The sequence below is a fragment of the Vibrio sp. A2-1 genome (genome assembly GCF_021728355.1).
Taxonomy (GTDB): Bacteria; Pseudomonadota; Gammaproteobacteria; order Enterobacterales; family Vibrionaceae; genus Vibrio; species Vibrio splendidus_K.
The window spans coordinates 411,406-437,541 of the sequence record NZ_JAKKCO010000003.1 but is presented as its reverse complement, the minus strand read 5'-3'; the positions used below and the strand labels follow the sequence as shown (position 1 = coordinate 437,541).

Here is a 26,136-nt window from a genome sequence, read left to right as displayed (position 1 = left end):
AAAGGTCTAACGTAAAAGCACTAACTGACAACAGCAGCGATATTGACGTTAATAAAGCACAACTTTTTTTATCATTTAAGCCAATTTTCATATTAGTAGATTTTCACATGAATATAACAATATAACTTTGAAAATAAAGGAGTTTTAACGGAGTCTATGAATTTACTACAATGAGACCTAGGGTATATCCCAATGCTAGAGTATCAGAACATTTCAACGCCCCCCTGATGTAAGAATTTAAGACCGTGAAGTAGGGATGAAGTGTGTAGTTGTTCAGTAGCAATCAATGGAGAGATAAAAATGAGGCCTCGAGTTTGCGAGGCCTTTTATTATTACTGGTTATATATTTAGTGTTGCAATATCGATGTGCGTGTTATGCCGTTTACCGTAGCATTAGCTACGATATTTAGCTTACCGTCAGCGCCATAAAATACAAATTTAGGCACAGTGGTGTAAGTGCTATTTCCTATTGTGGTATTAGGGAGAATAATCGTTTCTGACAGGTTCAAATGGTTTGAAGTCAACACCATTACCTTGTTGCTTTGCCCTTCGAGAGAGTAAGCGATTTTGGTGGTATCGTGAGACTCATCCAGTGTTTGAATTGTAGAAGAGTAAGGCCACGAATTGAGTTCAGGTAAAGTGATTCTTCCTGCGTAAGTCATGTCAAGCCCAGCGTCACTTGACGTATTCAATCTCACTCCACACTGCGTGTAGATGAATGTGCCATTATGGTTGAACCAGAAATTATCGCAGAAACTGTAGTCGCCATGGTAAGGGGAATCGACAGGTCTTGCTGGGTTTTCCGGATCCGAAATGTCCGTCTTAGCGACATCTTCAGGGCTAATATTTGTATCTAAACTGTAGAAAGCTTGGCTGCTAGGGCTGATTTTGAGTACCGTTTTTTCGTAGTACCCCCAGTCACTTTTAGACTCTACAGAACCGCTTTCAAGATTAATGACTTGTAGGTCAACCCATTGATCCGTTTTAGGTAAAGTCCAAGCGTAGTTACCATTGGTGGTTAAATCAAAAATATCATGGGAATGGTAGATATTCGATACTTGGGTATCTATTGGAGAAGAGGCGTTGTATTCAAGTGTCGTTATCATTGCATCGTGGCCGACCACAAAGCGATTAGTACCACTAATGTTATCGACAGTGACAGCTGATGGCGATCTATAAAGGTCTATCTCATAAGCTGTAGCATCGTTCAGGCTATAAAAGTAGATCGCGTTCTTTGGGCTATCAGATACAACAGCAATTACATTTAATGCATCGGAATAAATCGCATCGACAGTGTTGTGGGTCGGTGCGCTATCAAAATCGATAACAGAAATACTTGGTGTTGTTGGAGATCCTCCATCTGGATCTGGGCTTGGATCAGGGTTTGGTGAAGTGTTATTGATCTTGTAGCTGACGGGAACGGTTAGTGGACTGCCTTCGATCGGATAACTACAGTTATAGTCGTAACAGACGTCCACATTGAGAGTTGAGCTAAATGATCCAAAACCAACGACGGATGGCGTTTCTAAACTCATATTTAGCCCGATGTTAGAGGGACTAATAAAAGGCGTAACGGATGTAACAAATGAGCTATTGGCTCGAGCTTCTACGCGAAGGTTGTGCAGATCAGAACCAGAAAGATTGATGGCATCAGATACGTTCTGGTATACGTTCACATCAGTGAGTTCTGCTACTGTTTCAATGTTCGGAACGGCTAGCTCTACTTTATGATCAAGTGTCACTTTGTTGGTTAAACTGATGGCGACTGGCGAGCCAGAATAGTGTTGGCTACAATACTCATCGTAACAAACGGCGAACTGAGCCGTTGTGGATTTTGTCCCATTGCCAACTTCATAACCAGGTTTCAAGTATACGCTTACGTGACCCGTGCCATTGTTATTAATGTTGTATTCAACACGAGATATCAAATTTCCGCTGTCATTCATGATGCCATAATAGAGATTGTCTCCTGCGTTATAGTTTACACTGAAAGGGATATTTACATAGGTTTGTTCAAACGCGCCAGACTCCATTTGATAGCTGGTTTGTGCAACATTGACGGCACTAGATGATGGACTACTATCACTACCACCACAGCCAGTTAGAGCCAATACAGATAAAGCGGATGATACCTGATAAAACTTATTCCATGTCATATAATTTAATTCAATCCATAATGCCTAAATCATTGATATATTTAATCATACCAACATAATCGTATGCAATATGTTTGCTAGTGGTATTCGTCGCATTTCAAGCATAACTCTTAAGATCTGCGCGACCATTTTTGCGTTCTTAGTTCACTCTAGAATAGAGTTTGATTTTGTGCGTAGGACTTGAAGAAAAGGAACTGAATACCGATCGTGATAAGTACAAGACAAGTGCGGCTTCAGTTTAGTGACAAAGAACGTTCTCCCCCTCGGTCGTTAATCTAAAGAGATCGTTGAACTTCATTTTAGGGGGGAGCTATAGTGCGAGGTGTAGTGGTCTAATGCTCAACTTGAATCTGAGTATTGGTCATCATCGCGATTAGTTTAACCACTCGTTTACGCATGTCACGTCTATCAGCAATCATGTCTAATGCGCCATGTTCTAATAGGAACTCACTCTGCTGAAAGTCTTCAGGTAACTTTTCTCGTACCGTTTGTTCAATCACTCTGCGTCCAGCAAAGCCAATTCGCGCTTTGGGCTCGCCAATGTTGATGTCACCAAGCATGTGTCGAAAATCTTCAATCTATTGCTAAGTGCGTTTTTTATCATGTGAAAAAAACAGGAGAAAGACCATGCAAAAACGACTCAGCTACATTGACATAGCGCCAAAGGCAATAAACATTCTGTATACTCAGGAAGCTTACTTCCATGAGCAATTTCGCCAGTCAGACACGATGAATATTACCATGTGGGAACTGGTAAAGTTGCGTGTTTCGCAAATCAACCAGTGTGCTTTTTGTATCGACATGCACAGTAAAGATGCACTTAAACTGGGTGAAAGGCCTGAACGTATCTGGGGGCTTAGTGCGTGGAAAGACATGCAGTTCTACAGTGATGCAGAACACGTTGCGCTGGGTTGGGCTGAATTACTGACGGCTGGTCTGCCGGTAGATGATGAGACCTATCAGCTCACCTTGAATACCTTTGGAGATAAAGCTATGGTCAATCTGACGATTGCGATCAATGCCATCAACAGTTGGAACCGAATAGTGAAAGCATTTAAGCCACCGGTGGGAGTGTACCAGCCCAAATAGCTCAACTCGGGCTAACTTAAGCCGTACTTCACGACTTACACTTCTACTTAGACTATGAAAAGTAAATTTATACGACTTTTTTATCTAAGTTGAGTTTAAATAGGATAATACGTTTGAATTTAGACTTTGATATTTTCAAACCACAGGGGATGTTAGGCGGCCATATTCAGGCAATCTGGTCGGTTTCCGTAGAACCTGCTGATACAGCGCAAACCGTGCGTAGGCAATTACTCAGCGACGCCGGTACAGGAGTGACGTTTATTTTGAAAAATGATGTGCACATGGACGGCGAGTGGCAGGTACCGGGGGTTATCCTACTGCCAGTCAGCACGCTGGCGCATCAGGTCAGCCTACCGCCTGGCTCAGTAATGGCCGGTGTGCGTTTTCATCCGGCAGTCGGTTATCAGTTGTTTGGTAAACGCTTAGAGCGGTCGTTGCGGATTGAGGGCGATCATCCTCTGGCCTCTTCGGCGTTGCCGATATTTGCATCTCTGCAAGCAGCACGTTCGCCGACGGCGAGAATTTCTACGTTATACCGCTGGACCCAAGCTCTGATTGCAGAATGTGAACCTCAGGATGTCGGTCACATTATTCACCAGCAGATAGGGACGATCAGTCAACGCCAGAGAGAGCGCAAATTTCAGAAATGGCTGGGGATTACGCCTAAACATTACCAGCGTATCGCACGGGTGAAACAAACTTTAGAGCAGCTTCGAGCGCAACCAGATATATCTTTGGCGGATCTTGCGCTGGAGCAGGGCTTTGCCGATCAGGCACACATGACGCGTGAATGTAAGCAGATTGCGTGCATGACGCCGAAACAGTTTGTGCGGAAGAGAAACCTTTAGAAGGAATTAGCTTTGAATATAAAATCGCCAGCTATGAACTGACCTACAACAGTTGGACAAGCATTTACTCTAACTGACAATGGGGCATAAGTGAGCTAGTCAATTCTCGAACTTAGTCAATGAAAATTACTTTTTAATATGGATAGACACTTAGATCGTGTATTGATATTGAAGATCAGTTTCATCTGAACCAGATGAAGCTGACAGTGCCTTTGAGCGTTTCTACGCAATTGTAGCATTATTGTATCTAGAGCATTAGCCTGTCGCGCATTTCTCAATATTTACGACAGGCCCACTTTACTGCTGTGAATAGTTTATCAATGTCTCTCTGTAGAGTGAGAGTAAAGTATCGCTATCTACTTGAACGCCAACTTGTTGTGCAGGAAATAAACCCCATTCATCATTCATATAGTTACGTTGATCAGCTTTCTGAATGGTCATCCCTTCTGCTGGCCCATCTGTGACAACCCTGACCGGGCCATTACGACTTGTAAAAAGAGACGGTTGGATAACATAAGCAATGGCTGATGGGTCATGAACATGACAACCATCCATTCCTACTTTGTCAGAATAAAACTTTAAGTAGTAACGGCTAATGTCCCAGATGAACTGCCCAACTTCTCCAGCGTCATCTCGCAACTCATCAAGGTATTGACTGGTAAAAAAACTCTCCTCTGTAACATCGAGCCCGATAATGACTACTGGCCATGATGCCGTAAACACCTTATCGGCAGCATGAGGGTCATCATGAATATTCGCTTCGGCAAATGGTGTTACATTCCCTCTGTGGCCGTTTTCACCGAATGCACCACCCATAACGACCACTTCTTTTACCAAGTCGACGATGTCAGGAGCAGCTTCCAGTGCAAGTGCAAGATTAGTCAGAGGACCGACAGCCACAAGAGTGATCTCTCTTGGTTCAGCTCGAACACTGTCGATAATGAACTGATAAGCTGGCTTTTTAATCGCTTCATAATCTAGCGAACTTGGTGCCGTCACATCACCCAACCCCGTTTCACCATGCACAACAACCGTTGCTCCAACAGGATCTCTTAATAAGGGCTTATCCGAACCTTTAGCAACGAGTGCCTTCATAGCGAATTTTTGCTTCAGATAGAGAGCATTTTGAGTGCCATTGTCTATCGTCGCATTTCCATAAACGGTCGTGATCCCCATCAGCTCAATATCTGGATGTGCTTCTGCAAATAGGATTGCCATTGCATCATCGATGCCCGGATCTGTATCTAGGATGATTTTCTTTGTCATATCAGCTTCTAATTAAACAGTTGAGAGGAGTAGACGATACCTAGAAAAAACACTGATGAACGTGACTTGAATCTCATGATGAGAGCAATTTAACTTAAACTCTCAAGGTTTGAATTGCTCGTATGAATATTGTACTCCGGTCATTTTGTTTCTGCCTTTTCTAAGGTATTAGTACCTTAGAAATATTGGAAAATTCACCATGCCACTACAAGTTTTTCGACAGTGATGGACCACCAGTAGAATAGAATATTCGATACTAAAGAAAGTTCTCATGATGTATGTGGTGAGTTTAATAATGACTTGTAAATTAGTTGCTTATGATGGAGTTTTTCATTTTAAAGATTCCAAGATCAACAGCGAAGTAGGTCTTAATTTGGAATGGATACCATCTACAAATAATGATGTTGTAAACGTTATAAATTCTCTAAATGAATTGGTTTTGCATGGTCACTTAAGGCAATTAGGTCGTTATGACCATATATATTCAATAACTGAAAAAGAACGTAAGTATTGGAATGAGTCAAATAACAAGTTTTAGATACTCTCTTTTTCCTAAAGGTGCGCCAAACGCTTCGCTCTAAAAATACAGGTCAAAATCTGAGTGGCTATTGGTGTTTAAGTCCTTTGATAGTTAAGCCCTGATTTAGCCTTCTAGATTACGCCTAACTAAATCGTGCATTTGTTTTACTGTCATCAGTGCTAACCAGATGATTTCTTCTACCGAACGTTGACCCGTTGTGGAAGTTGGGTGTTGGGCTTCAGTTTGATTGGTGAGCGCGGGCAGTTCATGGACGCGGTTATCACGAATGGTATTGATTAACGCATCCATCGCATCATGAATTAAGCGTTCGACTTGTTGAGAGCCTTGGTATTGCGTGCCTTTTCTGACTAACGGAATCAGCAAGCAGAGGTAATGGCTTAATAATCGATAGTGACTCAGCATATCTTCATAATAGTGAGGATCGGCGCGAGTATGTTTTGGCTCTTGCTGCATCTCGTTGTAAATCAGCTCAAGGTCGCTTTCGGCGGTTAGCATAGCGGCACGTTGCTTGGTTAGCACAGTATGGTCATGTTGTTCGGTGCCAATTTGCAGCTGTTCGTAGCAATACACAAATAAGCTTTTTGAACTATTAAGCGCTTTTAACGCTTGAGTGTGGATCTCTTTGCCTCGCCATTGCGGCCATAACAAGCTGTATCCGAGCAGGACAATCGCGCCCCCGACGATGTTGTCGATCAAACGTGGCGCGGCAAAATCGAGCCCTTGATGTGCCATGGTCTGATAAATCAAAATCAATAGCGCGGTAATACAACCAATGGCTAGCGAGTAATTGCGCATGATATTAAGCATTGCGACGGGCAAGAGGATGACCATTAGCGTATACATCGCGGTCGTTGGTACGCCAATATGAATCAAGGAAGTCGCAAAGAGCACGCCAAGCGCCGTACCCAAACAGCGTTGCCACGTTTTACTGCGTGTCGCCAAGAAGCTTGGTTGAATCACCATTAACATTGAAATCAACACCCAATCAGGGCGAATCAATTCAAAGTATTCCGCTATTCCAGCACCAAGTGCGAACATCAAACCGACACGAGTAACATGACGCCAAATCGGATTGCCTCGGTTTGGCAAACGAAAAGATAACTCGAACGGCTGCACTTCAAAAGAACGTTCATAAGCGGGTTCATTAAGCTCAATACGACGGGAAATGTGCTTCACTGCGTATGCCCAATAACGAAAGCGGGGTTGGTCTTCGAGTTTGACCGCTTCAATCAAGTCATTAGCTTCTTGCTCTAATGAGCTTAAGTGCTTCATCTCTTCGTTTGTGTTGTGTAGAAGCTGTTTGGCTTTGTGTCTTAGCCTTTGCTGACAATGTTGGCTCCAAACCAATAACAAGTCTCTCTTTGGCTTACTTGACTGAAATTGGCTTAATAGGTCTGGATTTGTTGTGTGACTGCTGATTATCACTTCAAACGTATCGAGTGCGAGAAATAAGGCTTGTCGGAGCGAGTCAGCATCTTCGTGCTTAGAGCGAAAGGATTCGGATTGAAGTGCCTGTTGGAACAACTCGATGAGTTGGTATTTGATGCGTCTTTTCGGTGCATCACTTTCGCTACCTAACAAGAAGGCTTGTCGATATTGGATGTAGTCTGCCAAGGTTTCGTAAATCGCGGACAGACACACGCGCAGTGCATAGTGCTTCCATAATGCAAACCAAAGCCAGCTAAACAGTGCAAAAGTAAGAGGCCCGAGTACCAACAAAGGGTACAAGCTTAGCGCGGTGTTGGAATTGTGGAGTGAGAGAGTGACGACGGCTATCAATAGGCTGGACATGCCGAGCCTCGCCCAGAATGGACCATTGACTGCCGCACTGGCAAGCAAAGCACCCATTGCACCATAAGTCACCCATAAAGGCAGTCCGCTTTTCAGCAGAGCGTAACTGACGATTAGAGTCATGCCCCAAGCGGTTGCGGTAATCGCAAAACGTGTCCACCTCCTTGGCCCTGCTGCGTCGAGGCCACTAATCAGAGCGGCTGGCATGGTCATCAGCGCGGTCATGGCGATAGTGGTTTGATTCGACAGCACCCCTAAACCGAGAAATAGCACAATGGCACTGGTGGCGCGAAGCCCAAGGTTAATAGAAGGGGAGTACCAGACTTTACGCAAAATGGCAGGAGAAAACGTCATAGACCCTCGTTATTTTTTTGATCTTAATGAGTGTAACGCCAAACCTCTTCGCGTGCTGTCTTCAATCACAGATTGATAAATTGAATCGCTGCAAGCCTCTTCTATTGGCATAGAACGCTATATAGTTTGATTTATTCGAAAGCGAATCCACAAGGTTTAAGACAGCAAGATTCAAGATAGAGGGTTCAAAAATAGACAGTTTGGTAGTCGATTGAATCAGGAGAGAACGAGATTCGACTCAATCCTACATTCTCGCTGCGATTGTATTCATTGATCGAGTGGTCAAAACCATAGGCTGTCGACGGGGCCATATATTGAGTTATGCCTTGTTGTGTCGCCGTTATTCCATCATGGCCATGACCGCAGATCACGTCACGAACGCGATATTTTCGAAGCACGCTCATCACATCAGCATCGTTCTCTAGACGGATCGCTTTCATCCAATCTGAACCGACTGGAATGACAGGGTGGTGAACAACCACGATAGGGTCATTGGCTTTTCTTAACTGTTGTTTTAGCTGAGCCATGCCGCGGTTATCAATACGACCTGAACCAAGTGGGTGACGCGTATCCAACGGCTTGAAGCTAGAGTCCAGAAATACAAACTCTCGTTTACAGACAGTGGCTTTATTGGTGACGAAAATCGTCGATCCTTTTAGCTCTTTGCGCATTAAGCAAGAGTCGTCATGGTTGCCAGCAATCGCGTAAATAGATTGTTCGTTAATGTGTTCTCTAATGAACGCTTCTAATCGAACGTAGTCTCCCGATTTTGGATTACAACAAATATCACCAGTCAGAAAAATGGTCTTGCATGCTGTGTCTTTGCTGACGTATTCCAATGCTCTACGCAGGTTTTCATAGCTGGATTCATCTGAAAGATGACAATCACTGATTTGGTAAATGGTATTCATTGTTGTTGTCCGGTTGTGCCATACGCATTATCAAAGGTGATAGAAAAATGCCCGCCAAATTGGCAGGCATTTATTGATGCTAATTTGCTTTAGGTGCTTTAGGTGCTTTAGGTGCTTTGGAAGCTTCGTGTTGTTCAACCATGAATGCAATGGCTTCATCGCTTAAACAAGATTTACTGACATATTGGCGCTGTTTTCCAATATGAAGGATAAAACCTAAATCGGTTTGTTGCAGCTGGGAGATATCAGTCCAAGCGATAGTATTGGTGTTTTTAGCGTTTTTATAACTCACACCGTTAACGTCACCTTGAAAGATCACTTTGCTGCCAGCACCGGAGCTAATTTTTTGTCGCCATATCCACCAGGTTCTCTTGCAGTACACACTGAACGCTTCAATCACACTCAAAACGATAAAGAACCAGCCAACGTAACCGTTAGGTAGTAGTTCAAACTCTAATAAAACCACACCAAAAATAAGAAACAGTATTCCTTTTAAATAGGCTTTTGGAAATTGAGTCGGAAGGCTAGTTTGATCATAACACTCTGTGAAAAACGTCTTGTCGAGGATGTACTCTGTGGTGAAACCGGGATCTTTAGACATGTCTGGCTACTTTAATGTTTTCTGTGAATGAGATTTCTATAAAGGGGCTGCTGCGCTGCAATCTCGCAATTCCAGCATTGTATCGCTTGTCGGTACTTTTCTTTAACGGTTTTGATGCTCTTTTGTAAATCAATAATACCGACGGGGTTTGCTCTCGGCGTTGCTCACTTGTTTACCTGAATTTATATTAAAAATTGATATTAAATGATGACTAAAACTAAGGCCTCGCATTTGCGAGGCCTTGATGTGTGAGATACGGGTGAAAAGAACCTCCGATTTATGGCTACGTATTAAAGCTCTACATGGTGAAAACAGGTGACATACCACTCTCTTGTCCGTTTATTAGTAGTAGGCCAATCAATACAAGTAGAATGCCACCAAAGAGTTGTAAGTAATGACCTGCGACTTTCAATGAAGCGTTATTGTTCTTGTTACCTGCAGCCAAATAGCGTTTCACTAGATGTTTGCCCGTTAGCGTCATCATAGCGATTAATGAGGTCGTTAATGCGGTACCTATTGCCATAGCAAAGGCACTCAGAACACCCATCCAATATAGGCCAACCATGTTTGCGAAAAGCAGAACCATGATTGCTCCGGTGCAGGGTCTGATGCCAATCGTCACGATGATTCCCGCGTACTCTCGAAATGTTGAAGCTTTATTGATGGCTTCTGGATCAGCGACGTGTTGGTGGCCGCATCCACAGTCGGTATGAGAATGATCTGCATGAGTGTGGTCAACGGCTTGTAATGCGTTAGTCGGGTTCAACATAGCTGAACCAACAGATACAGATGAGCGAAGCGCTATTGGCGATTGGACTGTGCCTGGTGGACGAGCGGCCATTGTTGAAGGTGCATCGGCTGCTAATGTGGTGATGGCTTTCACTTTCAACTTTGGCTTACACATTGTGGTGTATATGTTTTTTAAAGCCTTCCAGCAGATCAAAGTACCTACCACGGCCACCAATGCAAAGCTTAATGAAACAAACATATTCGCTTTGTCATTCACCACTCGCATTGAAGCACTAAATCCCCATAGCAACACGCTTACTAATAAGATTGCGACCAGTGCTTGTAAAAACGCAGACACAACCGTCAGCACTAAACTGGCTTTCGCCTTAGTCGGGTGAGTCGCTAAATAAGTAGACACGATAACCTTGCCGTGTCCTGGGCCTAAAGAGTGAAGCATACCGTAGACGAAGCTGAATCCGATGAGGTAGCTGCCTGCGCCCCAAGGATTGGATTTGGCTTCATAGAGTAGGTCGGCTAGCTCTGAGTTAACTTCTCTTTGCCATTGGATGCTAGAGATAACCAATGAAGGCCACATAGACCATAATTGATATGCGCCGACAGCAACCAGAAATAAAGCGCCGAGACCAATGAGGTAATAGTTTGTTTTGAAATGATTTTTCTGCATTTAACAAGAACCTGTATCAGAGACCTTTCTCATTGAGTGAGAGGTTTAATGAGTTTGAGTTAAGACGTTTACTGACTGAAACGAGCCGCAATGATTAAGACGCTGGAACCGCAGCACAATGAAGCTCAACCGATTGAGTAAACAGTTGGCCTAACGTGTTATCTGGGTCAGCATCGGCTGGTAAAGACATCGCATAACTCATCTGTTCTGGCGTTGGGTTGGGCTCGATTAATTCCAACTGACATTGTCTCGCTAGTTCAGGTGACAAGGTCACGTCGCTATTCGATAGCCACGACATGTCGACGAAGTAACTAGGGTCAAAAATGAGTACGCGGAGCGAGTCTCGTGTCACGGGTTTAGGCTTAGAAAGTGGTAGGTCAAATGTTAGAACCATTTTGGCTTTGTCACGCTCAAACTTGGCGTGTTCAGCAACTTGATATTTGATGGGCTCTTCACCATCATAAAAGTACGTGAAGTAGTGCTCATACTTCATGTTTTCAATAACAGACGCAGCGAGCTTTTTGAATGTTTCAGCTTCTGTATCGGCAGAGACGTCTTCTCCATCCAACATGTACATCGAGGTCATTGCATCAAAAGACCACTCCATTGAAAGGCCAGTGATCATGCCATTATCTCCCTCAATATGAGTTTTCATCTCTATCCAAGAGTGAGGATGGGCTTGCAGGGTCGGAGCAAAAGACAATAATGCCAACCAAAGAGGCAGACGCTTAATAGAACGCAAGCCTGTCGAGACGCGGCTTGCATAGCGCGAAGAGAGCTGATTGAGTGCGTTGGTTAGAACAAATAGCTGTTTCATGAGAACGAATGGTTATTTAGTGTAATGTTATAATATAACAATTTGTGTATTTATTCACTTCGAAAGAGAATAAGAAGCACATTAAAAACAACATTGGTGACCACAATTCATTATTTGCAATTAGAAGAGAAGAGAAGAGAAAGGAGATTGGTTGGGGATGGCAGGTGCAAAGCGTTCACAGCTATCCCAGTATTCTTATACTCACTATTTTTCTTTTATTTTCGTGTTGCCGTAGTCTTTACTCAACGCAACAAAACTCCCCACATGTTCTTAAAGATTGTGGGGCATGAAAGGAATGAATAATGAAACGACTTTCCCCTTTGACACTAATCGCGAGCCTAATTATGAGTTCAACTACGCTGGCTAGCGAAAGAGCCGACATGATGTTAACCAACGCGACGATTTATGGTCACGACAATGCCGATACGATCGTCATTAGTGATGGAAATATTATGTTTGTTGGTAAAGAAGATGATGCTCGTAAATATCGAGCTAAAAATACCGAAATTATCGATCTAGAACAGGCCTATGTAATGCCCGGTTTTATTGATAACCATAACCATGTGTTTGAGGCAGCTTCTGAAGCGGGTGGCAACTGCGAATTGAGTATGGATGCTTCGCTTGAAGGCCAAATTCCCTATTTAGAGGCTTGCAGTAGAAATGACAAATCTAAAGGTTGGTTAATGGGCTATGGTTTTTCATTAGATGCCATTCTTAATGAAGACAATCGCCAGACACCGCTTGAAGTAATAGACCGAATTTTCCCTGTTCGTCCTGTTGTGATCATGGAGCAGACCTCGCACTCTATGTGGGTCAATTCTGCAGCGCTTAAACTTGCGAGCATCACGAAAGATACACCTGAACCTCAAGGTGGCAAGATTCTTAAAGATCCAGAGAGCGGTGAGCTTAACGGTATTTTATTTGATAATGCTGGCGATCTTGTGATGGAGATGGCTTGGAACAGCCTAGAAGGTCAGTTTAATCAAAGCTATGACGGATTAATGGCTGGCCTTGAAGAATCAGCGGCCAATGGCATTACAACGATTGGTGATGGTCGATTGTATTGGAAACGTGGTTGGTATGAAGTGTGGAAGCAAGCAGAAAAAGACGGCAATTTAACCGCTCGAGTATCGCTTCGCCCATGGATTTATCCAACTGATTCAATGGAACCACAGTTGGCTTTTCTAAAGACAATTCAATCAAGTGATGCTTCGAACTTGCTATTGGTTGATCAGGTGAAAATGTACAGCGATGGAATTACGATCAACGGTACAGCGAAAACGCTAGCACCCTATCTAAACACTTACATTCCAGATGAGCCGTTCGGCATTAATTATATCCCACCTAACCAAATGAAAACGTGGTTGGATGCATTGGACAAAGTTGGTTACAGCGCACACATACATGCAATTGGTGATGGGGCAGTTCGTGAGTCACTTAATGCAATTGAACATGCTCGCCAAAATGGTTCGGTAAAACCTTATACACTGACCCATGTTGAGCTTGTCGACCCAGAGGATGTCACTCGTTTTGCTCAACTGGATGTCACAGCAGATTTTCAAGTCGGCTCTGAGTATGTGGTTGAGCACGACCATTCATGGGCTAAACTCTTTCTAGGGGCGAAGAGAACTCACGCATTGATGAATCTCAAAGCTATCTTTGATACAGGTGCGAACTTGACATTGAGCAGTGACTGGAACGTTCATGAGTTAAATCCGCTTGTTGGTATCGCTAACAGTATAAGAATGGGGAATACGGGGCTGCCGAATATTGAGGCAGCAATCGATGCGTACACCATTAATGCAGCGACAAGCCTTGGAATAGAAAACGTTACAGGTTCTATTGATGTGGGTAAATCAGCTGATTTTGCTATCTTAGAGCGAGATATCACCCGCTTGCCACTTGACGATATAGCAAACACAGAAATCCTAATGACCATATTACAAGGTGATATCGTTTTCGACGCAGAAGAATAACAAAACTAGGTGTAGGGCTTGCTCTGCACCATTTTTAATGGAGATCCATGTGCAAATAAAGCGTTTTTATATTGAGGTGGCAGTAAGGCAGTTGGTTTTAATTATATTGATTGTACCGATATTGTTTCGCTGTACTTTTGCTAGCATGCGCCAGATGGATCAGAGTAACCAAGCAGCCATACTCACGGTAATCGGTCTGTTGATGGCAGCGGGTATTATTGGCATTTTTGAGGCGACCTATCAGAAAACACAACTGACTAGCCGGCTTCAGCGCACGCTTGCCCATCTAACAAAACTACTACTGTTTATTGGTATTTCTGAACTCATCATTTTGGCCATCGCGGCTGTTGGAATTACGTCGACGGTGTGGGACGACCCTTTACTTTGGGCAATCTTCCCAATTTACGCATCTTTGTACGTGTACGACTGGTGGGATGCTCTCATCGCCGCTTCAGTTTCGTCTTCTACTTTTACTTCTAAATCAACAACTGCAACAACTTCTCTTTCTGCTCGAGAGCTCAAGTCAGAAGATGGATCTCAAGTTGATTCAGAAAACATATCTAAACCTAAACCTAAACCTAAATCTAAATCTGAACCTGAACCTGAAACCCAACCCCAAGGTGATCTTGAGGTTAAAAATAACTCTAAGTCTGCTAATTAAAGCTGAGCTTGTTAATTCGAGCTAAGCCTGAAAACTAGAATCAAGCCCAAAAATGAACTCAAGATATAGGTTTGTCTGAGAGTTGATGATGGGTTTTGAACGCTTCTACAATTTGGTTGCCATATGGAGACAGGGTTAATCCATTGCGCCAACACAACTCAATTCTTCGGTCGATACCGGCAGGTTCAAAATCGCAGTATAGGGTGACCAATTGGCCACTTTCAATGTGTGTGTTTACGAACTCTGCGGGCAAAAACGCAAAGCCTTTGTTGTGTTTTAACATAGCGATGAGTAGTTGAATATCAGAGAAAACACCATAGCTAGGGCTAAATCCATCACTGTTATTATCTCTATATTGTTCATTGTTGTTCGTCGTTTCTCCCCAAATTAACTCTCGGTATTGGCTTAAGTCATTACTTGTCACAATGGGTAATTTAGTGAGGGGATGATCAGGGCTGCACGCCAACACTTCTTTGTAATGACCTAACCGGCAGTACTCAAAATGTTGATGATGAAGAGTATCGGACTCATGAGTAATGATGATGTCTACGTTGCCTTCGCTTAGATCTCGCATGAGTTGGTGCTGTTCTTCGCGATACACTTCGATACATAAATGGGACAGCTCTAACGTTAGCGCTAAAGGCTGAGTGAAGGCGAGATCGGGAATATAGTTTTCAATCCCAATTCTAAGCACGGTAGATTCACCTTGCGAAATTATCTCAGCACTTTGAACTAACTTGGTAAGTTGGCTCATGGTATGTGTGAGATAAGGCAGCAAACGTTCTCCATCTTTGCTTAATGACATTTTATTGCCAGTTCGGTCAAAAAAGTTAACGCCAAGGTCAATTTCTAGATCAGAGATCCATTGGCTAACTTGGGGTTGTTTTTTTCCTAACTTACGGGCAGCAGCAGATATTGAACCTGTTTCAGCGGCCAACAACAGTGCTTTCAAGTGTAGTGAGTTCATAGGCTTACATTATTCCAACACGTACAAAATTAGGGTCTAATTTTGATTCCAGTAGTTACGCCACTATACGTACTTATCTTGAGTTGATCACGTAAGACCGACATTTCCAAGCCTACTTAGCGACCAAATTTATCGTTCCTATGATCAAAAAATTCACGTGATTGTGAAGTGCCTACGTATTGGGAAACATCATTTTGGTGAAGGGGAGATTGGCTTTTAGTTTTGGCTTCCCGCTACCACTCTAATCTGTAAATCTAATTTTTCACATGATAGTTATTGGCATATGCCAATAATGAGGCGTATGCTGAACTTCTGATCATCAATAACAGGAAGTTACCATGTTATACGCAGTACCTTGTCTTAATCTTCATGTCGGCAACCATTTTGCTCGTTCACCACAGATAGCGATTGTGGATGACCAACGACAAATAAAGCAGATGGTTCCTTTGGTTGAGCCCGACTCGTCTTGCAATAAAAAGAAGCAATGGATTTCAGTCCTCCGTTCTTACGACGTGCAGGCTGTCGTTGTCCGTCACATAGGAAAGAGGATGCTGGCGCACTTGTTCAATAACGATATTAGAGTGTTGGCAACAACAGGGAAGGTGGAAATCGGTGCTTTGGATTTTGATAATCTGCAAGAAGTGACCGATTTAGATTACGGTCGAGAGCCTCGCAACGTTTGTCACAATAAAAAAGGGCAAAGTAAGAAAAGGTGTGGCAACAAAGAACACAAGAAAGATAGCGCGATTTTTACGTCACAACCGAATCAACTAGGCGTTATACGAGGGTGTCGTAAATGACATTCCTACTAACACTATTAGGCTTCATTGGAATCGTTGCGCTGATGGCGATCGGTGTGATTTTCTCACGCCAACCAATTAAAGGCAGTTGTGGAGGGTTGGCGCAGATAAATATTGAGCGTGAATGTAATTGCAAAGACGTATGTGAAGGGCAGAGTCGAAAGCTATATCAGATCTCTGAACCATCAAGTTAAGGCTATAGGAGTCTGTCGACAAGTAACGTTAAAGCTTCGAACTATGAGCCTTGAATCATTAACGCGTGGCCGTTGACGACGCACTTGGCGACTTTGGTTCGTGCACGTTTAATGATGTTGCCGAACGTTTGGCGAGACACCTGCATTTGTTCAGCGGCTTCAAGTTGGCTCAGTCCTTCTTGATCAGCCAATCGCAGTGCTTCCAATTCTTCCAATAGCAGTTCTTCTTTATGAAGCTCGTCCATAGGAACGCCATTAGGCTTAAAACAAGAGTAAGCCGCTCGGGTGCATAACTGGCGATGTTTTTTTGGTCGAGCCATATCAATCTCTAAGTATTAAAGGTTAAAAGGTAAGTATGAAGGCTTTCATTCCACACAATCATCGGCGCTGCCAAGTATGCAGCCAAGACTTCTTTTCAGACAGCCCGATTTGCTTTGAAGCCGATAGCGAGCACGAGACTTTAGCTAAATATAAAACCAGGGCCAAGATTGTACCAACAGATAAAGCTGAGGGCTACGATGGCATCATGCAGGGGGGTATTGTCACCGCGTTACATGACAGCGCGATGCTGCATTGCTTGTTCCAAAATAACATCACTGCCATGACGGTCAGCTTAACGTCTCGTTTCCATCATCCAATTTCGATTGGTCAAGAACTGGAAGTTCGCGCACGATGGGTCAAAAGCAGACGAAATATCTATTTCTTAGAAAGCCAAATTACGCAGTGCGGAAAATTGTGTTCATCGGCACAAAGCCAGTTTATGGCATCCCAGTAGTTATCGAACCGAGGTTTCCTATGCCGTTAGTTTGTTATGCCCATTCTTTTGCACAATAAATAGAGGTTTTCTATAGTTAAGGTAATAACTATTAAAGCTAGGGCAGTATTGAATTTATCATAAACTTTCTTCACTTCTGAACGTGCTGATGTGTGTTCATTAGTCGAGCCTTCGTATTCAATTCATTGCTGTCTTCTTCCGGAGGGCTGCTGATGCACAAATTCTTCAAAGTGACACTCCGATACAGTGTCACTTCAATCGTTTCTCTTTTTCTATTCTTCAGTGCTTTTGCTTCTTCTCCCCTTAAAGTCGGTGTATACCCTTGTCCGCCTTTTGTAATTAGTTCTATGGAAGGTGAATGGAATGGCCTGAGTATCGAGCTTTGGGAGCAGATAGCGAAGGAAATGGAGGTTGAGTTTACGATAGAGACTCATCGCTTGGATGACTTACTCAATTCCATTGAAACAGAGCAAATCGACATCGGTGTATCCTGCATTTCAATCACTCCAGAACGTGAGTTGTTCGCTGACTTTTCCCACTCCTTTTACGAAACTCATCTCGCGATCGCCGTTAAGAAGCAAGGTTATCTTCACTCCCTACATTCCATATTCTTAAACCCCGCCTTATGGATAATCATTGGTGTCATCATCTTTATCTCCGGCTTAATAGGTGCGTTTTTTTACCTATTGGAACACGGAGAAAATGAAAAACTCTACTCAATGAAAAGCAGAACGGGTCGTTGGTTAGAAAGCTTCATACTGGGATTGCTGTTCATCACCCGAGGTCCATTCAATTATTTTGAGTTTAAGAGCTTAACTGGGCGAATTGCCACGGTGTTCATTGGCGTGTTGAGTATGTTGTTCATCGCCAGCATTACCGCCGTGTTAGCCAGCAAGCTCACGCTTAGCCAAGGGTCTTCGCAGATTAAAGGCATCAATGATCTTGCGAACGTGGAAGTTGGGGCAAAAGTCGCCACGACGTCTTCTTTGATGCTCACCAGTTTTGGTATTCGACACAAGAGTTATATTGATATGCCAAGACTGTTGGCGGCTTTAGAAGAAGGCGAAGTGGAAGCGATTGTCGCTGATGATGTGGTTCTCAAATATATGATCGGTAATGGCAGAATAAGCGGGCAATTTGAAGATCTGGAAGTGTTGCCTTACCAACTAGAAAAGCAAAATTATGGCTTTATCATTACGGAAAACAACGCGTACGAAGAAGAGATAAACCGTGCGTTATTGAAGATTCGTGAGTCGCGAAAGTGGCGTAAAATCTTGGTTGATTATTTTGCGGATCAATAATCAACAACAGCGGAATACTACAAAGCTTTCTGGGTTCTTACTGCTACATTTCGGAACTAGAGGCTTTGTTCTTTTTGAAGTATTTAACTGCTGTCCAGACGGCATAAGCCACAACACCAACAATCAATGCTGAGCGAATTAGGATAGGCGCATCGTGCTCCAGTTGACTAGCATGCGGAACAATACTGGCAAACAATCGACTGGTGAAAAACAGCCCCATTACTAACATAACAATCTTATTCATGTGACCTGCCATTCAATTAGATGCGTTACCAGAACAAGGGATAGGTTAATCACACTCTCGTGAGGTTAAAGTTTGTTCTGTTCGAAATTAAAGAATGCGCTTCTCAAACGCGCCCGTCAACGCGATATCCGCCTAAAACCAGTAAGCTAAAGTTTCGTTTTTGGAAGTAGTTCTTTTCATTAATGGAGATATACGTAAAGGATTGAATGTGTGAGGAACAGTTGAACTTATTACGATGAATTTCAATTTCGCCAATTATTATTCTGATTTATGATCGCATGCAATCTAGGGGGGACAAATGTCCTCCTATTTGTTTCTGAAGGCGCAATAAGATAAGTGCTACTAAAAAACAAATAATAAAGGACACTTTTATGGACCTATTCGCCCTACTTGATATCAATAATACCTTAGTCAACATCCCAATAGGGGATGGCTATGCCATGAGCTGGATTGAAGCTTTTGGCACTGTATTTGGCCTGTTGTGTATTTGGTTTGCAAGCCAAGAAAAAACCATTAACTACCTGTTCGGATTACTGAATGTCACCTTATTTGCGGTTATCTTTTTCCAAATTCAGTTATACGGATTGTTACTTCTTCAACTCTTTTTCTTCTGCGCCAATATTTACGGTTGGTACGCATGGACACGCCCTAATGAGCAAGGTGAAACGTTAGAAGTTCGCTGGTTGAGTCAAAATAAGCTGGTGGCAACAGCTGCAGCGTGTGCGGTTTCGATTGCACTGCTCACAATGTATATCGACCCATTCTTCTTTGCGTTGGCGAACATCGCGGTTGATAGCCTGAATCTATTTGGTGCTGATTTAACGGAACCAGTACTTGAACCTGATGCGTTCCCATTCTGGGATGCAACGATGACCATTCTATCTATTGTTGCTCAAGTTCTTATGACACGTAAGTATGTTGAAAACTGGATACTTTGGATTGTGATTAACATTATCAGTGTTGGTATTTATGCGACACAGGGCGTGTACGCAATGTCTGTTCAATATGCAATCTTAATGTTCATTGCGGCAAACGGTACTCGCGAGTGGGCACGCACAGCTAAACGAAACAGTGATAAATCGTTAACTCAAGCAACGGCTTCTTAGGAGTGAAGATGGCAAAGCAACCTCATATTGGCGTTGATGAAACGCAAATTGCTCCGTTAGTCATTGTTTGTGGTGAGCCTGATAGAGCGAATCGAATCGCGAGCTTGCTAGAAGATGCAGAGATGGTTTCTGAGAATCGAGAGTATCGAATCTTCACTGGAACTTATCAAGGGAAAGCGATATCAGTTTGCAGCACTGGTATTGGCGCACCTTCAATGATCATTGCCGTAGAAGAACTTAAGTTTTGTGGTGTCACTCATATCGTTCGAGTAGGGTCTGCAGGTGCGATGCAGTCACAGATTGGGCTTGGTGAGCTAATTATTGCAGAGGGTGCGGTTCGCGATGAGGGTGGTTCTACCGCTTACGTTAAGCCGTCGTATCCCGCTTATGCAAGCTTCTCTCTGCTTAAAGAGCTAGACAAGTTCTTGCAGCAGCAAACAACACCTTACTATTTGGGCACGGTACGCTCACACGACAGTTTTTATACCGATGACGAACAGGCGCTTTGTCAGTACTGGAATGGTAAGGGCATTTTAGGTGCAGACATGGAAACATCCGCGCTGTTTACCGTGGGACGCTTGAGAGGGCTTAATGTAGCTTCTATCTTGAACAATGTTGTCTTGTACGAACAAGATGTAAAGGAGGGCGTTGGGCAATATGTCGATGAGGCAGAGGCAATGATGCAAGGAGAGCGGCTAGCATCATTAGCGGCACTGGAAGCATTAATTACTCAATAAGAGCCTGAATAAATGCAAGACGAAAGCGATGGGAGACCGTCGCTTTTTTATTGGGTTCTCTCCTGTGGTTTAAGTGGTTACAATCGTTTGAATATAAACAGCAGTAATGCAATGAGAGAGTAAGTATGAAGATTGCACCATACTCAAGCGGACGCTTTAAAAGCTACTTAGAACAAAAAAGCTCTGAATTTAGAGATCTCATCTACCAACACCAAGTTAACTCTCGTTACTTTAATCAAAATGATGAAATTCTGCGTCAAGGTGAGCAACTTCAGTATCTTTATGTAGTGCCCGCTGGGAGAGTCTCTATGAGTATTTCTGCGGCTAATGGGCGACGCTTTCAATTGGGTGAGGTGAATTGTGATTATCATATCTTCGGTGAGATGGAGTTCTTCACTCAGACACCCTGCCAATGGAACGTAGTGGCTGACGAACACATGCAGGTTGATGTCATTTGTATCCAAAAACTATCAGAAGCTCTGCATGAAAATCCGGAGATGATGTTCTTTTTCGCCTCAGCACTAGCAGAAGATTATCAAGACTCTATGGGCATTTACACTAACCGTCTTCTACACTCAATTACCTACAACATTGCCTACGACTTATTGGTTCAAAGCCAGACAAATACTGTGTTAGGCGGTTTCGATAAAGTGAATCAAGAAGCGGAACGGTTTGGTACATCGAGCAGAGTGTATCGAAGAGCGGTTAAAGACCTATTAGACAAAGGTTTCATTAGAAAAGGAGACCAAGGGTTGGAAATTGTCGACCAGCAAGCGCTCCGAGCCTTTATTGATTCGTATGAGTAATAAAAAGAATGACTATCGATACCAAATTGCATCAACGTATTAATGGAGTGACTGAATTGCAGAAAGAGGTCGCTTGAAAGGGTTAATCGGTATAAGCACTTGTATTAGTGAAGCGCTGTTTCTTAAATCAAAAATGCCACTACAAGGCTGCAGTGGCATTAGAAGAATAACAAACTATAACTCTAACAGTTTTGCCAATTCACGCTCTTCCATAAGCTCTTCAATGCGTTGACGAGTTTTGGGCGTTTCGGCTTGTGCTTTGGTTGACTTGCCTGCTTTTTTACTGCGGCTAGCTTTAACTTTTTCTTTGGTTATAGACATAGTAATCTTCCTTGGATTCTGCTTTGAGATCGTATTTACTCTAAGCGTTACATGACTCTTTTAGTGCTTTACCTGCTTTAAACGCAGGCGTTTTTGATGCTGAGATTTGAATCTCTTCTCCGGTTCGTGGGTTACGACCAGTGCGAGCAGCACGAGAATTAACTTTGAAACTACCGAAACCAAGGATGGCAACATCATCACCCTTAGCCAATGTATTAGAGATACCTTCAACAAGTGCGTTTAACGCTGAACCTGCTTGATCTTTTGAGATGTCTGCTGAAGTTGCGATGTGTTCAACCAACTGAGATTTGTTCATATTCTATATTCCTTATTGAGTACGACTGGCGCTTAACTTTAAGGCCAAGCTTGTTCTATCTTAGCAATAAGGGCTGAAATAGTGTTAACACCTAGGCAGGGTTTTGTAAAGTAATCAACAAGATTGAGCGTTAAATCATCTTTCAGTATAACCGAATGCAGTTCTTTAGCTATTGGTAATTTAAATGCTAGCTATCAAGCTAGTATGAGAAAGGTGAAAGTAAGCTCTCATTTTTTGAGAAAGCTGATCATAATTCAGCATATCACTTGTCGGATAAATGAGAGAACAGAAACAAAAAAGCCCAGCGAATGTGCTGAGCTTTTTGTGTGTGTTTCTATTTTAAGACGAGACACTAAGTTAGTTCGGTAAGATCTACTTAGTAATAAAGATTTTCTCGGTTTCTAGTGACGTCATAGCGCGAACTTGGCGCCAAATGTAATAGAAAATACCTAACATCATCAGCATGCTAGGGATAGCTATGGCTGGGTAGCTGTATAGCGTGAGCTTACCCAACTCTTCATTAAAGGCTGCAGTGCCGGCAGGGCTTGTCACAATCCAAGTCGCTAGGAAATAGTTCATCGCAGAAGAGAAAGCAAAGGTACTTGCGAACATGTAGTTCGATGTCATTAGACAACGATCAAACTTTGCTTGGTTACCGAACTGTCTTAAACGCTCTTCAATAAGAGAGATGTTTAACAGAGCTGGCGTAAAGATAACTTTTTGGATAAACGGGTAGCGAGTGAAGGTCGAGCCAAGGACCGCTAAACCAATTAGGCCAGGTATTAATGCTTCTTTTAGTGCTAACCAACGAGTATCTAGTTCGAAGAAACCAATGCCACCCGTTAATAGCACGCTGACGAAGCCAAGCGCAGCGATGAAGTTAAACTTCTTGTTGCGGATTAGCTCCATACCACCGTAAGCGATAGGGAAAGCAAGGGCGACAAGCAGTGCTAGACCGGTTCCTAGGTGCTCCTCTCCACTGAACTTCATTAAGATGAATGACGGAAGAAATACGTTAAAAACGATTTCGAAAAGAGGGTTCGATTTTTTGTTTTCTGTGTTACTCATAATTTCTAAATACATTATGTTATGGATTTATTCTCAGGGATTGTTGTTTACCTCGCCCAAGATGTAAAGCCTTAACACGTCATGCTGTGTAACGACATGTGACATCAACGACATCTCTGAGCCTGTCTCACGTTGAATTCAAGACTTTACGCATTCTAGTTTTGGATGCTCTTAGGTATCTCGACTTAACGAATCAAGCAACGTTTCATAATCAGGCTTGTTTGCCAAACTCTCAATGCTTATAAGTGTCAGTACGTCTGCGAACGGAGAAAGGCGTAAAAAATCGATGATGTTGCGGCTGTCCACTTCATCAAACAATTCAGTATGTCGAAACTGGACGTAATCTAAAGCGACATGGAGATACAAGGTGGCCAAGTTGTCGCTTAAAAGGGATTCTAGTCCTTGTTCTTTTATCTCTTGGTCAAGTTGCTCTAGGGCGGCAACGATACCTTCTTGCCCTCTATGGATAAGCGCATTGTCACTGTCTGCATAGCGCATCAATGCCGCGGTTCTAAACGCGATCTCCATTAACGTCTTTGCTGTTCCTAACGTTTGCATTTCATTGGCACGACTTAACGTTACCTGACGTAGCGTTTGAGGTTGGTACGTTTCAATTAGGTATTGGCAAATGCACAAGCTTTCCGTCAGTGCTGTTTCGTCTTCAAGTTTGAGTGCTGGAATTAAACAAAACGGATTGACGCTTTTTAGGTTGGCCGGGGAGCTCCATGGATCAACCCAAACAAAAGACAAAGGAGAGCAGCGTGATAGAAGCGCAGTTGCTGCGACCACGCGTGAAAACGGGGAGGTTTCATTTAAGTAGAGTTGCATGATAATCCTTTATTGTATTCGTCAGATGAACTGAGGAAGTTAGCTTAGGTCTAGGTCAATGTTCAGGCTTTAGAGTGAGTGACAGTCATTAAGGTACACACCGCAGACAGCATCAAAGCAGCAGTACTAACGGTGAACAACACGTCGTATGAAGCCATATGATTTAAGTAGTACGCCATCAAAAGCCCAACCACACCTTGTGATACAGCAAAAGAGAGTGTCATTCCTGCCCACGCTTTGGTATGCAGTTCATAGCCTACAATCTCCAACGTGTAAGTCGACACTAGAGTTACCGTTCCCGGCGTGAAAATACCAACCAGTAATGAAGAAATTAACAGCGCGATAGGGTGTGTACTAACAAGCGGGAATGCGACGCCTAAAGCCTTGAGGCTAAATGCAATACAGAGGGATTTTTTAAGCCCTAACTTGTCTCCCAAGACACCGGTAATCAATGGTCCAATAGCGGCGCCAATACCAAAGGTTGCCCAGAACAAACCACCGCTGCTGAACGGCATACCCAGTTCGCGCACGATGTAATCTACCCAAAACAAGGTATGGGGTAAGTAGCCAATAGCGTCGAAGGTATACGCTGCCAGAATAAGCGCAACGCTGATTAGTTTTGGCTTTGAGAGCTGAGAGAATGAGGATTTTATATAAGGCGCTTTAGACGTGTTAGGTTGGGTTTGCCATGCATTCCAAGTCAGTATCGTTGTGACTAATGCGATGACTCCCATGCCAACCCAAGCCGACGCCACACTAAAATAGATCAGTACTGGGATTAATGTGCCTGATAACATTAATCCAAGTCCAATGCCTGAAAATATGATACCGCTGACACGCGCCTTCACATCGGGATTAAACTTTCGGACAATCACTGGTGGGGCGACAACCATTAATAAGGCACCCGCAATTCCAGCCAAAGTTCGCCAAACATAGAACCATGTTAAGGGCGCTTCTTGTAGCGCACAGCCTAAGTAACTAAAACTGCTTATCAACATAGCGAATCGAATTAACTGCCCAGCACTAAAGTAACGCAGCAGTATGTTGGCAGCAGGTGCACCCAATATGTATCCAAGAAGGGTTGCGACACCAAGGTAAGATGCATCACTTTCGCTAAACCAACCACTTTGAATGAGAGCCGGCATTAATGCTATATAGGCAAACCTACCGATCCCGTTGCCTATTAGAGTCGCCCCCATTCCAGCCAAGCTGTCTCGATTAACGATGTGTTTATTCAGCATGAAAAGGGCTCTTTTTAGGTTCAGCTAGATGTTTTAGCACTAGGACAAGATCTTTGTTTAGTTTTGCATACTGACATCATTCGCCATCAATATCACTAGGCGGTTAGTCATATAATTTGCTCATCTAAAACCGGTTTGAGATAGGTAAATAGCGAGTGTGTTTAAACACTTAGGTGGATGTGTTGTTCTGCCGAGGATAAGGCAATAAGCGATTGTTTTAATCACCGCAGATTTGAGTGATCAATTGTTAGACTAAAGTTGGACGACCGACCGACTTAATTGAACATGAGTGATTTGTTTATCTAGATCTGTGTACTGACTTGCCGGCTCTAACTCACATTCACCCACCTTAAACGATAGATGAATGTGAATTAAGAAAGATCTAACTGGGTAGGTGTGAACCCATTATTTATCGAAGAGCAGATTGAAGCTTAAAGGGATTTTGTCGGAAATCGCTAACCCACCAACGGTAGCTGATAGCTTGTTCAAGTTGTCTGTCGATATTCCAAAATCAGCGCCATTGACGATGATTGTCGAGGCTGAACTGACCATCACTAACGCTTCTGAAGGAACGATTAAAACGGGAAAATCAATCGTTTTTGTTACGCCGTGCAAGGTAACCTCCGCTGCAATGGTTGTTCTTTTGGGGTCACCAGACAACATTGACGGTTCAACTTTTCCAGAGATTTTTGCTTCAGGGAAAGTCATCGATTCAAAGTAGAGCTCATTGAGCCTCTGATCGCGAATAGCGACGCCAGTACTCACACTTTTCACGTCCAACAATATGGCAAATTGACCCTCTTCGGTAAGACCACCAGATAAAGGCTTGATGGATGCGGGCTCAACAACAAACTGCTTCTTGATAGTTGCGAACGTAATATTCGATAAATTGGGGTCTAACGTGTAGCCCGTTTCCGCTAAAGATTGAGCTGAGATAACGATGCATAGGAGGCCGAGTGTAGAGATTAGTTTTTTCATAAGTTGTCACCACATTGATGAATTCACAA

At 43.2% G+C, this 26,136-nt stretch carries 28 protein-coding genes and 1 pseudogene; 12 read left to right on the top strand and 17 right to left on the bottom strand.

The features are described 5' to 3' along the window. Positions 1–347 precede the first annotated feature (347 nt). Together L3V33_RS13350 and L3V33_RS13345 are read right to left on the bottom strand one after the other, a co-directional pair. Positions 348–2,156: a hypothetical protein gene (locus L3V33_RS13350; protein WP_237290597.1), complete on the bottom strand. Its 1,809-nt coding sequence runs from the start codon at positions 2,154–2,156 to the stop codon at positions 348–350. 332 nt (positions 2,157–2,488) lie between these two features. Beyond that, a pseudogene (locus L3V33_RS13345) lies at positions 2,489–2,716 on the bottom strand (acetyl-CoA carboxylase carboxyl transferase subunit beta); the annotation flags it as partial. A gap of 67 nt (positions 2,717–2,783) precedes the next feature. Between L3V33_RS13345 and L3V33_RS13340 the strand changes: the two are divergent. Beyond that, positions 2,784–3,245 carry a carboxymuconolactone decarboxylase family protein gene (locus L3V33_RS13340; RefSeq protein WP_237290596.1) on the top strand — a complete coding sequence of 154 codons (462 nt, stop codon included), beginning with the start codon at positions 2,784–2,786 and terminating at the stop codon, positions 3,243–3,245. 113 nt (positions 3,246–3,358) lie between these two features. Then, on the top strand, positions 3,359–4,093 hold the full coding sequence (locus L3V33_RS13335; RefSeq protein ID WP_171327394.1) for a helix-turn-helix domain-containing protein: 735 nt from the start codon (positions 3,359–3,361) through the stop codon (positions 4,091–4,093). A gap of 297 nt (positions 4,094–4,390) precedes the next feature. Here the strand turns inward: L3V33_RS13335 and L3V33_RS13330 are convergent, their stop codons facing one another. After that, complete coding sequence (locus tag L3V33_RS13330; RefSeq protein ID WP_237290595.1) at positions 4,391–5,359, bottom strand: nucleoside hydrolase; 969 nt, start codon at positions 5,357–5,359, stop codon at positions 4,391–4,393. A gap of 271 nt (positions 5,360–5,630) precedes the next feature. Between L3V33_RS13330 and L3V33_RS13325 the strand changes: the two genes are divergently transcribed. Next, the gene (locus L3V33_RS13325) at positions 5,631–5,897 is read left to right on the top strand and encodes a hypothetical protein (protein WP_237290594.1); all 267 of its coding nucleotides are present in this window, start codon (positions 5,631–5,633) and stop codon (positions 5,895–5,897) included. Positions 5,898–6,002: 105 nt separating this feature from the next. Here L3V33_RS13325 and L3V33_RS13320 read toward each other — a convergent pair whose 3' ends face one another. From L3V33_RS13320 to L3V33_RS13300, 5 genes are all read right to left on the bottom strand, one after another. After that, positions 6,003–8,045, bottom strand: coding sequence for an FUSC family protein (locus L3V33_RS13320; RefSeq protein ID WP_237290593.1), 2,043 nt, complete (start codon positions 8,043–8,045; stop codon positions 6,003–6,005). Positions 8,046–8,230: 185 nt separating this feature from the next. Beyond that, complete coding sequence (locus L3V33_RS13315) at positions 8,231–8,956, bottom strand: metallophosphoesterase (protein ID WP_237290592.1); 726 nt, start codon at positions 8,954–8,956, stop codon at positions 8,231–8,233. Positions 8,957–9,035: 79 nt separating this feature from the next. After that, positions 9,036–9,557, bottom strand: coding sequence for a YcxB family protein (locus L3V33_RS13310; protein WP_237290591.1), 522 nt, complete (start codon positions 9,555–9,557; stop codon positions 9,036–9,038). Between the two features lie 298 nt (positions 9,558–9,855). After that, positions 9,856–10,971: a nickel/cobalt transporter gene (locus tag L3V33_RS13305; protein ID WP_237290590.1), complete on the bottom strand. Its 1,116-nt coding sequence runs from the start codon at positions 10,969–10,971 to the stop codon at positions 9,856–9,858. Positions 10,972–11,065: 94 nt separating this feature from the next. After that, positions 11,066–11,788 carry a DUF1007 family protein gene (locus L3V33_RS13300; protein ID WP_237290589.1) on the bottom strand — a complete coding sequence of 241 codons (723 nt, stop codon included), beginning with the start codon at positions 11,786–11,788 and terminating at the stop codon, positions 11,066–11,068. 302 nt (positions 11,789–12,090) lie between these two features. Here L3V33_RS13300 and L3V33_RS13295 point away from each other — a divergent pair, with 302 nt between their 5' ends. Next, complete coding sequence (locus tag L3V33_RS13295) at positions 12,091–13,764, top strand: amidohydrolase (protein WP_237290588.1); 1,674 nt, start codon at positions 12,091–12,093, stop codon at positions 13,762–13,764. A 154-nt stretch (positions 13,765–13,918) separates the two neighbouring features. Next, positions 13,919–14,425 carry a hypothetical protein gene (locus tag L3V33_RS13290; RefSeq protein ID WP_237290587.1) on the top strand — a complete coding sequence of 169 codons (507 nt, stop codon included), beginning with the start codon at positions 13,919–13,921 and terminating at the stop codon, positions 14,423–14,425. A gap of 58 nt (positions 14,426–14,483) precedes the next feature. Here L3V33_RS13290 and L3V33_RS13285 read toward each other — a convergent pair whose 3' ends face one another. Then, on the bottom strand, positions 14,484–15,392 hold the full coding sequence (locus tag L3V33_RS13285; RefSeq protein WP_237290586.1) for a LysR family transcriptional regulator: 909 nt from the start codon (positions 15,390–15,392) through the stop codon (positions 14,484–14,486). Positions 15,393–15,730: 338 nt separating this feature from the next. On the opposite strand from L3V33_RS13285, the gene L3V33_RS13280 reads away from it, so the two are divergent. Together L3V33_RS13280 and nqrM are read left to right on the top strand one after the other, a co-directional pair. Next, positions 15,731–16,192 carry a NifB/NifX family molybdenum-iron cluster-binding protein gene (locus L3V33_RS13280; RefSeq protein WP_237290585.1) on the top strand — a complete coding sequence of 154 codons (462 nt, stop codon included), beginning with the start codon at positions 15,731–15,733 and terminating at the stop codon, positions 16,190–16,192. Then, entirely contained in the window at positions 16,189–16,386 is a 198-nt protein-coding gene (gene nqrM, locus L3V33_RS13275; RefSeq protein WP_237290584.1) for a (Na+)-NQR maturation NqrM, read from the top strand. The genes L3V33_RS13280 and nqrM overlap by 4 nt, the downstream gene beginning before the upstream one ends. 41 nt (positions 16,387–16,427) lie before the next feature. Here the strand turns inward: nqrM and L3V33_RS13270 are convergent, their stop codons facing one another. Next, positions 16,428–16,706 carry a DUF134 domain-containing protein gene (locus tag L3V33_RS13270; protein ID WP_237290583.1) on the bottom strand — a complete coding sequence of 93 codons (279 nt, stop codon included), beginning with the start codon at positions 16,704–16,706 and terminating at the stop codon, positions 16,428–16,430. 35 nt (positions 16,707–16,741) lie between these two features. Here L3V33_RS13270 and L3V33_RS13265 point away from each other — a divergent pair, with 35 nt between their 5' ends. After that, the gene (locus tag L3V33_RS13265) at positions 16,742–17,161 is read left to right on the top strand and encodes a PaaI family thioesterase (protein ID WP_237290582.1); all 420 of its coding nucleotides are present in this window, start codon (positions 16,742–16,744) and stop codon (positions 17,159–17,161) included. 212 nt (positions 17,162–17,373) lie between these two features. Beyond that, positions 17,374–18,462, top strand: coding sequence for a transporter substrate-binding domain-containing protein (locus L3V33_RS13260; RefSeq protein ID WP_237290581.1), 1,089 nt, complete (start codon positions 17,374–17,376; stop codon positions 18,460–18,462). 43 nt (positions 18,463–18,505) lie between these two features. Here L3V33_RS13260 and L3V33_RS13255 read toward each other — a convergent pair whose 3' ends face one another. Further along, positions 18,506–18,706 carry a hypothetical protein gene (locus L3V33_RS13255; protein ID WP_237290580.1) on the bottom strand — a complete coding sequence of 67 codons (201 nt, stop codon included), beginning with the start codon at positions 18,704–18,706 and terminating at the stop codon, positions 18,506–18,508. A gap of 371 nt (positions 18,707–19,077) precedes the next feature. On the opposite strand from L3V33_RS13255, the gene pnuC reads away from it, so the two are divergent. From pnuC to L3V33_RS13240, 3 genes are all read left to right on the top strand, one after another. Next, positions 19,078–19,812, top strand: a complete 735-nt coding sequence (pnuC, locus tag L3V33_RS13250) for a nicotinamide riboside transporter PnuC (protein WP_054546503.1) — start codon at positions 19,078–19,080, stop codon at positions 19,810–19,812. Positions 19,813–19,820: 8 nt separating this feature from the next. Beyond that, positions 19,821–20,549 (top strand): nucleoside phosphorylase, encoded by a 729-nt coding sequence (locus tag L3V33_RS13245; RefSeq protein ID WP_146454737.1) that lies wholly within the window; start codon positions 19,821–19,823, stop codon positions 20,547–20,549. Positions 20,550–20,674: 125 nt separating this feature from the next. After that, positions 20,675–21,355 (top strand): Crp/Fnr family transcriptional regulator, encoded by a 681-nt coding sequence (locus L3V33_RS13240; protein ID WP_146454735.1) that lies wholly within the window; start codon positions 20,675–20,677, stop codon positions 21,353–21,355. Positions 21,356–21,529: 174 nt separating this feature from the next. On the opposite strand, the gene L3V33_RS13235 is transcribed toward L3V33_RS13240, so the two are convergent. The 6 genes from L3V33_RS13235 to L3V33_RS13210 form a co-directional block, all read right to left on the bottom strand. Further along, the gene (locus tag L3V33_RS13235) at positions 21,530–21,676 is read right to left on the bottom strand and encodes a hypothetical protein (protein WP_004734823.1); all 147 of its coding nucleotides are present in this window, start codon (positions 21,674–21,676) and stop codon (positions 21,530–21,532) included. A gap of 40 nt (positions 21,677–21,716) precedes the next feature. Then, on the bottom strand, positions 21,717–21,992 hold the full coding sequence (locus tag L3V33_RS13230; protein WP_004734824.1) for an HU family DNA-binding protein: 276 nt from the start codon (positions 21,990–21,992) through the stop codon (positions 21,717–21,719). 372 nt (positions 21,993–22,364) lie between these two features. Further along, positions 22,365–23,060: a VC0807 family protein gene (locus tag L3V33_RS13225; protein ID WP_017075154.1), complete on the bottom strand. Its 696-nt coding sequence runs from the start codon at positions 23,058–23,060 to the stop codon at positions 22,365–22,367. 171 nt (positions 23,061–23,231) lie between these two features. Continuing rightward, on the bottom strand, positions 23,232–23,888 hold the full coding sequence (locus L3V33_RS13220; RefSeq protein ID WP_146454733.1) for a glutathione S-transferase family protein: 657 nt from the start codon (positions 23,886–23,888) through the stop codon (positions 23,232–23,234). Between the two features lie 62 nt (positions 23,889–23,950). Next, positions 23,951–25,129: a YbfB/YjiJ family MFS transporter gene (locus L3V33_RS13215; protein ID WP_146454731.1), complete on the bottom strand. Its 1,179-nt coding sequence runs from the start codon at positions 25,127–25,129 to the stop codon at positions 23,951–23,953. Between the two features lie 405 nt (positions 25,130–25,534). Continuing rightward, positions 25,535–26,107, bottom strand: a complete 573-nt coding sequence (locus tag L3V33_RS13210; protein ID WP_146454729.1) for a YceI family protein — start codon at positions 26,105–26,107, stop codon at positions 25,535–25,537. Positions 26,108–26,136: the final 29 nt, after the last annotated feature.

What these genes read in the sequence shown, in the direction of transcription:
- L3V33_RS13245 (WP_146454737.1), top strand. Translation starts at nt 19,821, where the DNA reads ATGGCAAAGCAACCTCATATTGGCGTTGATGAAACGCAAATTGCTCCG.
- L3V33_RS13325 (WP_237290594.1), top strand. Translation starts at nt 5,631, where the DNA reads ATGATGTATGTGGTGAGTTTAATAATGACTTGTAAATTAGTTGCTTAT.
- L3V33_RS13350 (WP_237290597.1), bottom strand. Translation starts at nt 2,156, where the DNA reads ATGACATGGAATAAGTTTTATCAGGTATCATCCGCTTTATCTGTATTG.
- L3V33_RS13215 (WP_146454731.1), bottom strand. Translation starts at nt 25,129, where the DNA reads ATGCTGAATAAACACATCGTTAATCGAGACAGCTTGGCTGGAATGGGG.
- L3V33_RS13230 (WP_004734824.1), bottom strand. Translation starts at nt 21,992, where the DNA reads ATGAACAAATCTCAGTTGGTTGAACACATCGCAACTTCAGCAGACATC.
- L3V33_RS13340 (WP_237290596.1), top strand. Translation starts at nt 2,784, where the DNA reads ATGCAAAAACGACTCAGCTACATTGACATAGCGCCAAAGGCAATAAAC.
- L3V33_RS13320 (WP_237290593.1), bottom strand. Translation starts at nt 8,045, where the DNA reads ATGACGTTTTCTCCTGCCATTTTGCGTAAAGTCTGGTACTCCCCTTCT.
- nqrM (WP_237290584.1), top strand. Translation starts at nt 16,189, where the DNA reads ATGACATTCCTACTAACACTATTAGGCTTCATTGGAATCGTTGCGCTG.
- L3V33_RS13285 (WP_237290586.1), bottom strand. Translation starts at nt 15,392, where the DNA reads ATGAACTCACTACACTTGAAAGCACTGTTGTTGGCCGCTGAAACAGGT.
- L3V33_RS13300 (WP_237290589.1), bottom strand. Translation starts at nt 11,788, where the DNA reads ATGAAACAGCTATTTGTTCTAACCAACGCACTCAATCAGCTCTCTTCG.
- L3V33_RS13270 (WP_237290583.1), bottom strand. Translation starts at nt 16,706, where the DNA reads ATGGCTCGACCAAAAAAACATCGCCAGTTATGCACCCGAGCGGCTTAC.
- L3V33_RS13295 (WP_237290588.1), top strand. Translation starts at nt 12,091, where the DNA reads ATGAAACGACTTTCCCCTTTGACACTAATCGCGAGCCTAATTATGAGT.
- L3V33_RS13225 (WP_017075154.1), bottom strand. Translation starts at nt 23,060, where the DNA reads ATGAGTAACACAGAAAACAAAAAATCGAACCCTCTTTTCGAAATCGTT.
- L3V33_RS13315 (WP_237290592.1), bottom strand. Translation starts at nt 8,956, where the DNA reads ATGAATACCATTTACCAAATCAGTGATTGTCATCTTTCAGATGAATCC.
- L3V33_RS13265 (WP_237290582.1), top strand. Translation starts at nt 16,742, where the DNA reads ATGAAGGCTTTCATTCCACACAATCATCGGCGCTGCCAAGTATGCAGC.
- L3V33_RS13310 (WP_237290591.1), bottom strand. Translation starts at nt 9,557, where the DNA reads ATGTCTAAAGATCCCGGTTTCACCACAGAGTACATCCTCGACAAGACG.
- L3V33_RS13290 (WP_237290587.1), top strand. Translation starts at nt 13,919, where the DNA reads ATGGATCAGAGTAACCAAGCAGCCATACTCACGGTAATCGGTCTGTTG.
- L3V33_RS13260 (WP_237290581.1), top strand. Translation starts at nt 17,374, where the DNA reads ATGCACAAATTCTTCAAAGTGACACTCCGATACAGTGTCACTTCAATC.
- L3V33_RS13235 (WP_004734823.1), bottom strand. Translation starts at nt 21,676, where the DNA reads ATGTCTATAACCAAAGAAAAAGTTAAAGCTAGCCGCAGTAAAAAAGCA.
- L3V33_RS13305 (WP_237290590.1), bottom strand. Translation starts at nt 10,971, where the DNA reads ATGCAGAAAAATCATTTCAAAACAAACTATTACCTCATTGGTCTCGGC.
- L3V33_RS13255 (WP_237290580.1), bottom strand. Translation starts at nt 18,706, where the DNA reads ATGAATAAGATTGTTATGTTAGTAATGGGGCTGTTTTTCACCAGTCGA.
- pnuC (WP_054546503.1), top strand. Translation starts at nt 19,078, where the DNA reads ATGGACCTATTCGCCCTACTTGATATCAATAATACCTTAGTCAACATC.
- L3V33_RS13240 (WP_146454735.1), top strand. Translation starts at nt 20,675, where the DNA reads ATGAAGATTGCACCATACTCAAGCGGACGCTTTAAAAGCTACTTAGAA.
- L3V33_RS13220 (WP_146454733.1), bottom strand. Translation starts at nt 23,888, where the DNA reads ATGCAACTCTACTTAAATGAAACCTCCCCGTTTTCACGCGTGGTCGCA.
- L3V33_RS13280 (WP_237290585.1), top strand. Translation starts at nt 15,731, where the DNA reads ATGTTATACGCAGTACCTTGTCTTAATCTTCATGTCGGCAACCATTTT.
- L3V33_RS13330 (WP_237290595.1), bottom strand. Translation starts at nt 5,359, where the DNA reads ATGACAAAGAAAATCATCCTAGATACAGATCCGGGCATCGATGATGCA.
- L3V33_RS13210 (WP_146454729.1), bottom strand. Translation starts at nt 26,107, where the DNA reads ATGAAAAAACTAATCTCTACACTCGGCCTCCTATGCATCGTTATCTCA.